The organism is Leclercia sp. W17 (assembly GCF_003336325.1).
In the GTDB taxonomy this organism is placed as follows: domain Bacteria; phylum Pseudomonadota; class Gammaproteobacteria; order Enterobacterales; family Enterobacteriaceae; genus Enterobacter.
Genome location: NZ_CP031101.1, coordinates 3,072,024 through 3,084,567, shown reverse-complemented (window position 1 = coordinate 3,084,567; position 12,544 = coordinate 3,072,024). Strand labels below are relative to the sequence as shown.

Below are 12,544 nucleotides of genomic sequence, written 5' to 3'. Positions count from 1 at the left end.
TCACTTATGTGACTATTTTCCCGGTACGGGTTTACATCCTGTCATCAAAATGCAGCATATTTCGCTTGTATTTCTTATTGCCGTAATGATAATCACTATCACAAGAATTTACCTTTCTTTGCATGAGTTGACGGCGAAAAACATTTAAGGTGTCGCATGTTTGTTCCATTCCTCATTATGTTACGTGAAGGGCTCGAAGCAGCCTTAATTGTCAGTCTTATCGCCAGCTATCTGAAACGCACCCAGCGGGGCCGCTGGATCGGCGTGATGTGGATTGGTGTCTTCCTTGCTGCCGCCCTCTGCCTGGGCCTGGGCATTGCCATCAACGAAACCACCGGTGAATTCCCCCAAAAAGAGCAGGAGCTGTTTGAAGGGATCGTGGCCCTGATTGCGGTGATGATCCTCACCTGGATGGTCTTCTGGATGCGTAAAGTGTCCCGTAACGTCAAAGTCCAGCTGGAGCAGGCGGTGGACAGTGCCCTGGCGAAGGGCAACAGCCACGGCTGGGCACTGATTATGATGGTCTTTTTCGCCGTGGCGCGTGAAGGGCTGGAGTCGGTCTTCTTCCTGCTGGCCGCCTTCCAGCAGGATGTCGGGATCTGGCCGCCGCTGGGTGCGGTGCTGGGCCTGGCGACCGCGGTGGTGCTCGGTTTCCTGCTCTACTGGGGCGGCATTCGTCTCAATCTGGGCGCCTTCTTCAAATGGACCAGCCTGTTTATTCTGCTGGTGGCTGCCGGGCTGGCGGCGGGGGCGATCCGCGCCTTCCATGAGGCGGGCCTGTGGAACCACTTCCAGGAGGTAGCGTTCGATCTCAGTAACTTCCTCTCTACCCATTCGCTGACCGGTACCCTGCTGGAAGGGATCTTTGGCTACCAGGAGACGCCGAGCGTCAGCGAAGTGGCGGTGTACTTTATCTATCTTATTCCGGCGCTGGCGCTGTTCTTCATGTCATCGCGCCCCAGCGCTCAGCCGTCGCGTACTGCGCCCTGAAGTGCTCATTGTAGTTACAACATACTCTAAAAGGTTAAGGGAAAAGTCATGGCAATCCACTTTCGTCGCAGTGCATTACAGGCTGGCGTGGCAGCGCTGATCGCTTCTGCATTCGCCGCACAGGCCGCGGATGTTCCACAGGTAAAAGTTACCGTCAACGATAAACAGTGTGAGCCGATGACCATCACGGTCAACAGCGGTAAAACCCAGTTCATCATTCAGAACCACAGCCAGAAAGCGCTGGAGTGGGAGATCCTTAAAGGAGTGATGGTGGTGGAAGAGCGGGAAAACATCGCGCCGGGCTTTAGCCAAAAGATGACCGCCAACCTTGAGCCGGGCGAATACGACATGACCTGCGGCCTGCTGACCAACCCGAAAGGCAAGCTGATCGTGAAAGGTGCCGCCACTGCCGATGCTGCCAAAGGCGACGCGCTGCTAAGCCTCGGCGATGCCATTACCGCCTATAAAGCGTACGTCACTAAAGAGACCGCGGATCTGGTCGCAGGTACTAAAGCCTTTACCGACGCGGTGAAAGCGGGCGATATCGAAAAAGCGAAATCCCTCTATGCGCCGACCCGTCAGCACTACGAGCGTATCGAGCCGATTGCCGAGCTCTTCTCGGATCTCGATGGCAGCATCGACGCCCGTGAAGACGACTACGAGCAGAAAGCCGCCGATCCGAAATTCACCGGCTTCCACCGTCTGGAGAAAGCGCTGTTTGGCGACAATTCCACCAAAGGGATGGAGCAGTACGCGGAGCAGCTGAACAGCGACGTGCTGGAGCTGCAAAAACGCATCAGCGAACTGGCCTTCCCGCCGTCAAAAGTGGTGGGTGGCGCGGCAGGGCTGATTGAAGAAGTGGCCGCCAGCAAGATCAGTGGGGAAGAAGATCGCTACAGCCATACCGACCTGTGGGACTTCCAGGCCAACGTCGAAGGCGCGCAGAAGATCGTTGACCTGCTGCGTCCTCAGCTGCAAAAAGATAACAGCGCCCTGCTGGAAAAAGTGGATGCCAACTTTAAGAAAGTGAATACCATTCTGGCGAAATACCGCACCAAAGAGGGCTTTGAGACTTACGACAAGCTGACCGATGCCGACCGTAACGCCCTGAAAGGGCCGATTACCACCCTGGCGGAAGATCTGGCGCAGCTGCGCGGTGTACTGAGTCTGGACTAAGTTGATGAACAAGCATGACGAGTACGACGTGGCTGAACCTTCACGACGTCGGTTGTTAAAAGGGGTAGGGGCGCTTGGCGGCGCCCTTGCTCTGGCGGGTGGCTGTCCGGTGGCGCATGCGGCAAAACCGCAGAGCGCGCCGGGCACGCTCTCCCCGGATGCGCGGATGGAGACCCAGCCGTTTCACGGCCTGCATCAGGCCGGGATCTTAACCCCGCAGCAGGCTTCGATGATGCTGGTGGCTTTTGACGTGCTCGCCAGCGATAAAAGCGAGCTGGAGCGTCTGTTCCGTCTGCTGACCCAGCGCATTACCTTTCTGACCACCGGCGGCCCGGCGCCTGAGACGCCGAACCCGCGTCTGCCGCCGATGGATTCCGGTATTCTGGGGAGCTATATCGCCCCGGATAACCTCACCATGACGGTGTCGCTGGGGGCGTCGCTTTTTGATGACCGCTTTGGTCTGGCGGCGCAGAAACCGAAATCGTTGCAGAAGATGGTGCGCTTCCCGAATGACTCCCTGGATGCGGCGTTGTGCCATGGCGATCTGCTGATCCAGATCTGCGCCAATACCCAGGACACGGTGATCCACGCCCTGCGGGATCTCATCAAGCACACCCCGGATCTGTTAAGCGTGCGCTGGAAGCGGGAAGGGTTTATCTCTGACCACGCCGCGCGCAGCAAAGGCAAAGAGACCCCGGTGAATCTGCTCGGCTTTAAGGATGGCACCGCCAACCCCAACAGCCAGGATGGGCCGTTAATGGATCGGGTGGTGTGGGTGACCGCCGATCAGGGCGAACCGGCCTGGGCGGTGGGCGGCAGCTATCAGGCTGTACGCATTATCCAGTTCCGCGTGGAGTTCTGGGACCGGACGCCGCTGAAAGAACAGCAGACCATTTTTGGCCGCGATAAGCAGAGCGGTGCGCCGCTGGGCATGAAGAACGAGCACGACGTGCCGGATTACGCCAGCGACCCGGAGGGCAATGTTATCGCCCTCGACAGCCATATCCGCCTCGCTAACCCGCGCACGCAGGAGACTGAACAAAACCTGATGATGCGCCGGGGCTACAGCTACTCGCTGGGGGTGACCAATTCCGGTCAGCTGGATATGGGGCTGCTGTTTGTCTGCTTCCAGCACGATCTTGAGAAGGGCTTTTTGACCGTGCAGAAGCGCCTGAACGGCGAGGCGCTGGAGGAGTACGTCAAACCCATCGGCGGAGGCTACTTCTTTGCGCTGCCTGGCGTACAGGATAAAAACGGCTGGCTTGCCCAGGGGCTGCTTGAGGCCTGATTCCCGTCCCGCTTACCCCTTAAGCGGGACCGTTTTTTCACGTCCCGCTATCTCTTTGTTATAATTCTGTAATATCCCCATAGCAGACTAAGTATCGCTGTCAGGCGAATCTTAAAAGTTGCATTCAGGTAAAAATAATGTTGCATTCATGCTAAATCCTGATGTACTTAGATTAAGAAAGCGGTAAACCTTACAGTGAACATGAATCACTCTGGAGATCGCGAATGGTTGGGTCCTCAACTGGACATGGTAAACGCAACAACCGCAGCACACGGCGCGGAGGCCCACACTCCGGCAGCGATCTCTTCACCGAAAAATTCTCCCCCTCCACAGCAAATCCTAATTTTTCCGACCTGACGAATGGTGAGCATAGCGATTCGGCCGGGTCATTTAACCAAGCAAGCTATGGCTTAGAAGGAAGCCAACCCTCAGATGTTTGTTCGCCTAATCGCACCGACTCTGGTGCGAGTGATGAATACCAACAACTCAAGGTGCTATCCATGGGAAGACAAAAAGCAGTGATCAAAGCTCGTCGTGAAGCAAAACGTGTGCTGAGACGGGATTCACGTAGCCATAAACAGCGTGAAGAAGAGTCGGTCACCTCGCTTGTGCAGATGAGTGGTGTTGAAGCAATTGGCATGGCGCGGGACTGCCGTGATACGACCCCGATTGCGGCACGCAACGACGCTCAGGCGCAGTACCTGAATGCTATTGAGAATAAGTCGCTCATTTTCGCCACCGGGGAAGCCGGGTGCGGGAAAACGTGGATAAGTGCAGCCAAAGCGGCGGAGGCGCTGATTCATAAGGACGTCGATAAAATCATTGTCACCCGTCCGGTACTGCAGGCCGATGAAGATCTCGGTTTCTTGCCAGGCGATATTTCGGAGAAATTTGCCCCTTACTTCCGGCCCGTTTATGACGTGCTGGTGAAGCGTCTGGGGGCCTCTTTTATGCAGTACTGCCTGCGTCCCGAAATCGGTAAGGTTGAAATTGCGCCGTTCGCCTATATGCGCGGACGTACATTTGAAAATGCAGTTGTGATTCTCGACGAGGCTCAGAACGTAACTGCTGCGCAAATGAAGATGTTCTTAACGCGCCTCGGGGAGAACGTGACGGTTATCGTCAATGGCGATATCACCCAGTGCGACCTGCCGGCGGGCGTTCCGTCCGGGCTGAGCGACGCGCTGGCACGTTTTGAGGAAGATGAGATGGTGGGCATTGTGCGTTTCAATAAAGACGACTGCGTGCGCTCGGCGCTGTGTCAGCGGACGCTGCAGGTCTATTCCCGGTAATGGCATAACCTTCTCGTTTTACTTTCTTCTGCAATCCCTTCCCGGCGCAATGCCGGGAAGCTGCGTCTGTCGAAACACTTCTGTTGGGTTGTCTATTTAAAGATCACATTATGATGATGTCATACTTATTTCGTATAGAAAATGCCGGGTATTATGCAACGTTTTGCTGTATCTATAAGTCTTAACGTTAATTCAAAATGGGCTTTTTAATAAAAAATGCAGAAGTGTGATATTAAATCATAATACCCACAAAATATGTATGAAAATCATGATCAGGCTAATTATAAATAATCGATTAAACGTGAATGTTGTCACAATTCATTACTGCCATGCGAATATTAAGTTGGTCTCTTTCCGGCTATTATCTATGTTTCGTAGTTATCCAAACACAATTCTATAAAGAAACTTCCAGGGAATCCGTTTTCTCTGGACCATCACGCTGAGGGCCATACATGAACGAACTGGTTGGTGCAATTAATGGTGTTATCTGGAGCCCGGCGTTAATATTTTTATGCCTGGGTGTCGGCCTCTATTTCTCACTGCGTAGTCGCTTTCTGCAATTACGCCATGTTAAACATATGGTCGCGCTGATGTTTCAGGGGCGTGCCACCGATGCAGGGGTGTCGTCGTTTCAGGCACTGACGATGACGCTGGCAGGACGTGTGGGGACCGGGAATATCGCCGGCGTAGCGACCGCCATTACCTTTGGTGGTCCTGGCGCGATGTTCTGGATGTGGATGGTAGCCTTTTTGGGGGCCAGCTCTGCTTTTGTTGAATCCACGCTGGGTCAGGTTTATAAAGAGAAAATTAACGGTGAATATCGTGGCGGTCCTGCCTTTTATATTGAAAAAGGGCTGGGCGTAAAATGGTACGCATGGTTATTTGCTGTAGTGACTATTTTCTCCTGCGGCTTATTGCTTCCAGGCGTACAGGCAAACTCTATTGGTGCCAGCCTGGATATTGCCTTCGGACTTAATCCGAATGTTACCGCCGCATTATTGGCCATACTGTTAAGCTTCATTATTTTCGGTGGTGTAAAAAGGATCGCCAGCTTTAGCAGCATGGTCGTTCCTTTTATGGCGCTCGGTTATATTATTGTGGCCTGCGTTATTATCGCTATTAATATTGAACAGCTGCCTTCCGTAATTCTGCTGATCTGGAAAAGTGCATTTGGCCTTGAAGCGGGCTTTGGTGCCGTTCTGGGGCAGGCGATCATGTGGGGCGTAAAGCGCGGGGTTTATTCCAACGAGGCTGCGCAGGGTACAGGGCCACATGCTTCATCAGCAGCCGAAGTCAGTCATCCGGCAAAACAGGGGCTGGTTCAGGCTTTCTCAGTCTATATCGACACGCTGTTCGTCTGCTCCGCTACCGGGTTTATGCTGTTGATCACCGGCTTGTATAATGTTCAGGGCGTCGACGGCGCGGCAATCTACACCGGCATCGCAGGCGTGGCGGCAGGCCCTGGCTATGTGCAGACCGCGATGGAAAGTATGATGCCTGGTTTTGGTAACTACTTTGTCGCCATTGCGCTGTTCTTCTTTGCCTTCACCACTATTATTGCCTACTACTATATTGCTGAAACAAATATTGCCTTTATCAACCGCAAAATTAACCGCCCATGGCTGACGTTCTTGCTGAAAATATTCCTGTTAACCTCCACGGTATATGGCACCGTGCGTACTGCGGATCTGGCATGGGGGCTGGGCGATATTGGGGTCGGATTGATGGCGTGGCTTAACATTATTGCTATTGTTCTTTTACATAAAAAAGCATTTGCCAGCCTTAAAGATTATGAAACGCAGAAAGCGCAAGGTATCGATCCACAATTTGACCCGATCCGGCTTGGAATTAAAAATGCCGATCACTGGGTTAAGGAGCGTAAAGATGAAACGGGTGTGAACCCGGATCAGACATCTTCTCTGCCGGGAGGCCGGACGGTAAGTTGATGGTGCGAAAAAAGCCCGTACGCAAGTACGGGCTTTTTTAATGGCGTTGTGAGGGGGCTGCGCTCTCAGTCTGTCCAACTGGCTACGCCAGTTGTCGAACCCCGGTCGGGGGTTCTCATCCCCCCACAGACGTGCAACATGCGAAAAAAAAGCCCGCATTTTCATGCGAGCTCTTCTTTAAATATGGCGGTGAGGGGGGATTGACTCGCTGCGCTCGCCCTACGGGCAGCCCACTCACTGCGTTCGTGGTCTGTCCAACTGGCTGTCGCCAGTTGTCGAACCCCGGTCGGGGGTTCTCATCCCCCCACAGGCGTGCAATATGCGAAAAAAAAGCCCGCATTTTCATGCGAGCTCTTCTTTAAATATGGCGGTGAGGGGGGGATTCGAACCCCCGATACGTTGCCGTATACACACTTTCCAGGCGTGCTCCTTCAGCCACTCGGACACCTCACCATATTGTTTTGCTGCCTTTCCTCTCGGGGGCAACGGGGCGCTACTATAGGGAGTCAGGCTAAAACGGTCAAGCAGATTTTCTGCTTTACTGCGCGTTCGGTTAAGCAATAAGCAGCTCCACGGTTTTCAGGCCGTGGAGCAGGCGATTAGCGCTGTGAATCGAGTGCTTCCCCGTTCTTCACCACCTCTTGCGCTTTACCGTAGCTTTCGATCAGCAGCTGATAAGCCGGGAAGATATGGGTATAGACTTCTGCCCATTGCATTGCATCTTCACGATTCCAGGTGCGCTGGATCTCCGAGGCGACGGCGGCAGTATCCATCGGCACGACACCAGCCTGCACGATACGCGCCAGGGTGATCTCCTGCGCCATTTTACTGTAGGTGCCCGAAGCATCGATCACCGCAAATACTTTATAGCCGTCAGCCACCGCGCTGATCGACGGGAAGGCCATGCAGACGCTGGTAATGGTACCGGCGATAATCAGCGTTTTGCGCCCGGTCGCCTTCACAGCAGCGACGAAGTCCGGATTATCCCAGGCGTTGATCTCACCCTTACGCGCCACGTACTGCGCATGGGGCGCATTGGCGTGGATCTCCGGGATCAGCGGCCCGTTTGGCCCTTGCGGTACGGAGGCAGTGGTGATCACCGGGATATTCGCAAGAGTGGCGATTTTTGCCAGCGCCGCGGCGCGGGCACGCAGCTCCGGCATCGGCATATCACCCACGGTCTGGAACAGGCCGCTCTGGTGATCGATAAGCAACATCACCGCATCATCGACATCAATAGCCGGACGGGCGCCGTTAAAGTTAGCAGGGGTAGACATGATTCTCTCCTTTATTACATTCAGATCTGGCCGAAGCGGCCGGAGTTGAAATCGCGAACGGCTTCGGCGATTTCGGTTTGACTGTTCATCACAAATGGACCATAGCCCACAATCGGCTCATTCAGCGGCTCACCGGCCATCAGCAGCACTTTGACGTCGCTGCTGGCTTCCAGATGCAGCTTCTCCCCTTGCTGGCTCAGCACCACCAGTTGGGCTTCACCCGCCTGTTCGGTGCCGTTTACCGTCACGCTGCCTTCAAGCACTACCAGCGCGGTGCTCCAGCCCTCGGGTTGGCTGAGCGTAAGGTGGCTGCCCTGATGCAGGGCGATGTCCCAGACGTTCAGCGGCGAGTAGGTGTGCGCCGGACCGGTGGTCTCCTCGTAGCGTCCGGCGATCACCCGTAGCGATCCGCCGTTGTCAGGCAGCGTCACCACCGGGATCTGACGTTTTGTGATGCTCTGATAGCCCGGTGCCGCCATCTTGTCCTTCGCAGGCAGGTTGACCCACAGCTGCAACATTTTTAGTTCCCCTCCGTTTTGCGCAAAAGCGCTGGAGTGGAACTCCTCATGCAGGATGCCAGCACCTGCCGTCATCTACTGCACGTCACCCGGGCCAATCACGCCGCCTTTACCGGTTGAGTCGCGGTGCTCAACTTCGCCGGAATAGACGATGGTCACCGTTTCAAAACCGCGGTGGGGATGCTGGCCCACGCCGCGTTTCGCACCATCCGCCGGGAAGGAATAAGGCCCGGCGTAATCCAGCAGTAAAAACGGGCTTAGTGGCTCCCCGTGGGTCTGGTATGAAAACATTGAACGCACCGGGAAACCGTCGCCAACCCAGTGCGGCCGGGGTGCGGTATAAATGCCTGTTACGTTTTTCATCGTATTCTCCTGATGTTCTGTTGATGTAATTAGCTTATATTCAGGGTTAATATCCCGGTAGATAGTGAAAATGACATGCACTGTTCCATTTATGGAACGATGAGGGCGTTATGCAGGATCTCAATGATTTCGCGTGGTTTGTTAAAGTGGTGGAGCACGGCGGTTTCGCGGCGGCCGGACGGGCGCTCGACCTGCCAAAATCCCGACTCAGCCGACGGATTGCCCAGCTGGAGGCGCGGCTTGGGGTACGTCTGATCCAGCGGACAACGCGGCAGTTTACGGTTACTGAAGTGGGGCAGACCTTCTATCAGCACTGCAAGGCGATGCTGATAGAAGCCGAGGCAGCGGAGGAGGCGGTCGCGGCCTTGCAGGCGGAACCGCGCGGCCTGGTGCGGATCACCTGCCCGGTTACGCTGCTGCACGTTCACGTCGGGCCGATGCTGGCTAAGTTTATGGCGCATTACCCCGGAATTAACCTCCAGCTTGAGGCGACCAACCGGCGGGTGGATCTGGTGGCGGAGGGTGTTGATATCGCCATCCGTGTGCGTCCTCGCCCGTTTGATGACAGCGATCTGGTGTTGCGGGTGCTTGCAGACAGAGGGCACTGCCTGGTGGCGAGTCCGCAGTTGATCCAGCGTCTGGGTTTGCCGACCATGCCATCGGAGCTCAGCGCCTGGCCTGGCCTGAGTCTGGGGGAGGGGAGACAGGTTCATAAGTGGGCGTTAAGCGGGCCGGAGGGGGCAAAAGCGGAGATCCATTTTCAGCCGCGCCTGATGACCACCGATATGCTGGCGCTACGGGAAGCAGCGATAGCGGGCGTGGGGCTGGTGCAGTTACCCATTTTGATGGTCAAAGAGCAGCTGGCGTCCGGGGCATTAATAAAAGTGCTGGAAGAGTGGGAGCCACGACGGGAAGTGATCCATGCGGTCTATCCCTCCCGGCGCGGGCTGTTGCCGTCAGTCAGAACGCTGGTGGATTTTTTGACCGAGGAGTATGCGCGGATGGTGGAGGAATGAAGCCGGGTTTGGGTTTCGTAGGTCGGGTAAGCGTAGCGCCACCCGACATGTACTGGCTGCGCCGGTTGTCGAACCCCGGTCGGGGGTTCTCATCCCCCCGCAGGCGTGCAAAATGCGAAAAAAAAGCCCGCATTTTCATGCGAGCTCTTCTTTAAATATGGCGGTGAGGGGGGGATTGACTCGCTGCGCTCGCCGTTACTCGGCCCATCCATGGGCCTCGCCCTTCGGGGCCAACGCAAGCGTTGTTCAAAAACGCTCCCGGCGTTTTTGTGCGGGCAGCCCACTCACTGCGTTCGTGGTCTGTCCAACTGGCTGTCGCCAGTTGTCGAACCCCGGTCGGGGATTCTCATCCCCCAGCGGAGAATATAAAAGAAAAAAGCCCGTACTTTCGTACGAGCTCTCATCTCGAATATGGCGGTGAGGGGGGGATTGACTCGCTGCGCTCGCCCTGCGGGCAGCCTGTTCGCTGCGCTCTCAGTCTGTCCAACTGGCTGCGCCAGTTGTCGAACCCCGGTCGGGGGTTCTCATCCCCCCACAGGCGTGCAACATGCGAAAAAAAAGCCCGCATTTTCATGCGAGCTCTTCTTTAAATATGGCGGTGAGGGGGGGATTCGAACCCCCGATACGTTGCCGTATACACACTTTCCAGGCGTGCTCCTTCAGCCACTCGGACACCTCACCATATTGTCATCCCGTTGTTGCTGGGACGGGCGCTAATGTAAGGAAAAGCCTGACTTACGTCAATCAACTTTTTCAGTAAATTAGCGCGTTCAGACAAACTTCAGCCAACATGATTTTTAATTGCGCTGAAAGTGCCTTTTTTATCAGCAAAGACCCCACACCCAAAATTTGTTATGCTGCAATCCAGTTGATAATGAACATAAAACAGCGCAACAGAAGGCAATCGCAATGGACATTATTTTTTATCACCCGACATTTGATAACGCTTACTGGATAAAAACACTTTCGGCGGCCCTGCCAGGTGCGCGGGTTCGGGAGTGGAAGCGCGGCGAGAACGAACCCGCAGATTATGCCCTGGTGTGGCACCCTCCGGTTGAGATGTTGCAGGGGCGAAACCTGAAAGCGGTGTTTGCCCTTGGGGCAGGGGTCGACTCGATCCTCAGCAAGCTCAAGGCGCACCCGGAAATGCTGGCGGAGTCGATCCCGCTGTTTCGCCTGGAAGATACCGGCATGGGCCAGCAGATGCAGGAGTATGCGGTCAGCCAGGTGCTGCACTGGTTCCGCCGCTTTGACGATTACCAGGCGCTGAAACAGCAGGCCCGCTGGGAGCCGCTGGCCGACTATCAGCGCGAAGATTTTACTATCGGGATCCTCGGGGCCGGGGTGCTGGGATCGAAAGTGGCCGAAGCGCTGGCACCATGGGGCTTCCCGCTGCGCTGCTGGAGCCGTACCCGTAAAGATTACCCTGGCGTCACCAGCTTTGCCGGTAAGGAAGAGTTGCCGCAGTTTTTAGACGGCACGCGGGTGCTGATTAACCTGCTGCCGAATACGGCTGAGACGGTTGGGATCATTAATAAGGCGCTCATCAACCAACTGGCGGACAACAGCTACCTGATGAACCTGGCGCGTGGCGTCCACGTGGTGGAAGCCGATCTGCTGGCGGCGCTGGAGAGCGGCAAGCTGAAAGGCGCGATGCTGGATGTCTACAGCAAAGAGCCGTTACCGGCGGACAATCCCCTGTGGGCGCACCCGCGCGTAGCCATGACGCCGCACATTGCGGCGGTGACGCGTCCGGCAGAAGCCATCGACTATATCGCCCGCACCATCTCGCAGCTGGAGAAGGGCGAGCCGGTTACCGGCCAGGTCGACAGACAGCGCGGTTACTGAGTCATACCCGGCGATTGCCGGGTTTTTGCTGATAAACGCCCGTGATAACTGCTATCCTTTGGGAAACACGAGAGGAGAGAACGATGTACCCCGTTGACCTGCATATGCACACCGTCGCCAGTACCCACGCCTACAGCAACCTTCATGACTACATCGCCCAGGCAAAACAGAAGAACATTAAGCTCTTTGCGATCACCGATCATGGCCCGGATATGGCAGATGCGCCGCACTATTGGCACTTTGTGAACATGCGCATCTGGCCGCGGGTGGTGGATGGCGTCGGGATCCTGCGCGGCATTGAGGCCAACATCAAAAATACCCAAGGCGACATTGATTGTACCGGCCCGATGCTCACCTCTCTGGATCTGATCCTCGCCGGTTTCCATGAGCCGGTTTTCGCTCCTCAGGATCAAGCCACCCATACCGAGGCGATGATCGCCACTATCGCCAGCGGTAACGTACATATCATCAGCCATCCGGGGAACCCGAAATACCCGATTGATATTCAGGCGGTCGCGCAGGCGGCGGCGGAGCATCGCGTGGCGCTGGAGATCAACAACTCCTCCTTTATTCACTCCCGTAAAGGGAGCGAAGCAAACTGCCGGGCAGTGGCGGCTGCGGTGAAGGAGGCCGGTGGCTATGTAGCGCTGGGCTCCGATTCCCATACCGCCTTCACGCTGGGCGATTTTAGCGAATGCCGCAAAATCCTCGATGCGGTGGACTTCCCGGAAGATCGCATCCTGAACGTCTCCCCGCGTCGGCTACTCGATTTCCTGGAGTCGCGTGGCATGGCGCCAATCAATGAATTTGCTGATTTTTAACTGTGTAAT

General features: G+C 55.6%; 9 protein-coding genes, 2 tRNA genes, 2 other RNA genes and 1 pseudogene. 8 read left to right on the top strand and 6 right to left on the bottom strand.

What is annotated here, in order from left to right:
- The first annotated feature begins 156 nt into the window (after positions 1 to 156).
- The 5 genes from efeU to DVA44_RS15360 all read left to right on the top strand — a co-directional run bounded on the left by efeU (position 157) and on the right by DVA44_RS15360 (position 6,692).
- Positions 157 to 990 (top strand): iron uptake transporter permease EfeU, encoded by an 834-nt coding sequence (gene efeU / locus DVA44_RS15380; protein WP_114387456.1) that lies wholly within the window; start codon positions 157 to 159, stop codon positions 988 to 990.
- Between the two features lie 48 nt (positions 991 to 1,038).
- The gene (efeO, locus tag DVA44_RS15375; protein WP_114387455.1) at positions 1,039 to 2,166 is read left to right on the top strand and encodes an iron uptake system protein EfeO; all 1,128 of its coding nucleotides are present in this window, start codon (positions 1,039 to 1,041) and stop codon (positions 2,164 to 2,166) included.
- Between the two features lie 4 nt (positions 2,167 to 2,170).
- Positions 2,171 to 3,454, top strand: coding sequence for an iron uptake transporter deferrochelatase/peroxidase subunit (gene efeB / locus DVA44_RS15370; protein WP_103823669.1), 1,284 nt, complete (start codon positions 2,171 to 2,173; stop codon positions 3,452 to 3,454).
- Between the two features lie 500 nt (positions 3,455 to 3,954).
- Entirely contained in the window at positions 3,955 to 4,746 is a 792-nt protein-coding gene (gene phoH / locus DVA44_RS15365) for a phosphate starvation-inducible protein PhoH (protein ID WP_168192048.1), read from the top strand.
- Between the two features lie 452 nt (positions 4,747 to 5,198).
- Positions 5,199 to 6,692: a sodium:alanine symporter family protein gene (locus DVA44_RS15360; RefSeq protein ID WP_114387453.1), complete on the top strand. Its 1,494-nt coding sequence runs from the start codon at positions 5,199 to 5,201 to the stop codon at positions 6,690 to 6,692.
- Positions 6,693 to 6,876: 184 nt separating this feature from the next.
- Here the strand turns inward: DVA44_RS15360 and DVA44_RS15355 are convergent.
- The 4 genes and pseudogenes from DVA44_RS15355 to DVA44_RS15340 all read right to left on the bottom strand — a co-directional run bounded on the left by DVA44_RS15355 (position 6,877) and on the right by DVA44_RS15340 (position 8,850).
- Positions 6,877 to 7,013: non-coding RNA, RtT sRNA (locus DVA44_RS15355), on the bottom strand.
- Between the two features lie 44 nt (positions 7,014 to 7,057).
- A tRNA-Ser gene (locus DVA44_RS15350) sits at positions 7,058 to 7,145 on the bottom strand.
- A 146-nt stretch (positions 7,146 to 7,291) separates the two neighbouring features.
- Positions 7,292 to 7,969, bottom strand: a complete 678-nt coding sequence (locus tag DVA44_RS15345) for an isochorismatase family protein (protein WP_114387452.1) — start codon at positions 7,967 to 7,969, stop codon at positions 7,292 to 7,294.
- 20 nt (positions 7,970 to 7,989) lie between these two features.
- Positions 7,990 to 8,850 (bottom strand): annotated as a pseudogene (locus tag DVA44_RS15340) (pirin family protein).
- Positions 8,851 to 8,960: 110 nt separating this feature from the next.
- Here DVA44_RS15340 and DVA44_RS15335 point away from each other — a divergent pair.
- Positions 8,961 to 9,866: a LysR family transcriptional regulator gene (locus DVA44_RS15335; RefSeq protein WP_114387451.1), complete on the top strand. Its 906-nt coding sequence runs from the start codon at positions 8,961 to 8,963 to the stop codon at positions 9,864 to 9,866.
- Positions 9,867 to 10,278: 412 nt separating this feature from the next.
- On the opposite strand, the gene DVA44_RS15330 is transcribed toward DVA44_RS15335, so the two are convergent.
- A non-coding RNA gene (locus tag DVA44_RS15330) (RtT sRNA) lies at positions 10,279 to 10,415 on the bottom strand.
- Positions 10,416 to 10,459: 44 nt separating this feature from the next.
- Positions 10,460 to 10,547: transfer RNA gene (locus DVA44_RS15325), tRNA-Ser, on the bottom strand.
- Between the two features lie 228 nt (positions 10,548 to 10,775).
- On the opposite strand from DVA44_RS15325, the gene ghrA reads away from it, so the two are divergent.
- Complete coding sequence (ghrA, locus tag DVA44_RS15320; RefSeq protein ID WP_114387450.1) at positions 10,776 to 11,714, top strand: glyoxylate/hydroxypyruvate reductase GhrA; 939 nt, start codon at positions 10,776 to 10,778, stop codon at positions 11,712 to 11,714.
- Between the two features lie 83 nt (positions 11,715 to 11,797).
- Positions 11,798 to 12,535, top strand: a complete 738-nt coding sequence (locus tag DVA44_RS15315) for a phosphatase (RefSeq protein ID WP_103823676.1) — start codon at positions 11,798 to 11,800, stop codon at positions 12,533 to 12,535.
- Positions 12,536 to 12,544 lie beyond the last annotated feature (9 nt).

Excerpts from the sequence above, each read along its gene's own strand:
- ghrA (WP_114387450.1), top strand. The coding sequence starts at position 10,776 with ATGGACATTATTTTTTATCACCCGACATTTGATAACGCTTACTGGATA.
- efeB (WP_103823669.1), top strand. The coding sequence starts at position 2,171 with ATGAACAAGCATGACGAGTACGACGTGGCTGAACCTTCACGACGTCGG.
- DVA44_RS15315 (WP_103823676.1), top strand. The coding sequence starts at position 11,798 with ATGTACCCCGTTGACCTGCATATGCACACCGTCGCCAGTACCCACGCC.
- DVA44_RS15335 (WP_114387451.1), top strand. The coding sequence starts at position 8,961 with ATGCAGGATCTCAATGATTTCGCGTGGTTTGTTAAAGTGGTGGAGCAC.
- efeU (WP_114387456.1), top strand. The coding sequence starts at position 157 with ATGTTTGTTCCATTCCTCATTATGTTACGTGAAGGGCTCGAAGCAGCC.
- DVA44_RS15360 (WP_114387453.1), top strand. The coding sequence starts at position 5,199 with ATGAACGAACTGGTTGGTGCAATTAATGGTGTTATCTGGAGCCCGGCG.
- phoH (WP_168192048.1), top strand. The coding sequence starts at position 3,955 with ATGGGAAGACAAAAAGCAGTGATCAAAGCTCGTCGTGAAGCAAAACGT.
- DVA44_RS15345 (WP_114387452.1), bottom strand. The coding sequence starts at position 7,969 with ATGTCTACCCCTGCTAACTTTAACGGCGCCCGTCCGGCTATTGATGTC.
- efeO (WP_114387455.1), top strand. The coding sequence starts at position 1,039 with ATGGCAATCCACTTTCGTCGCAGTGCATTACAGGCTGGCGTGGCAGCG.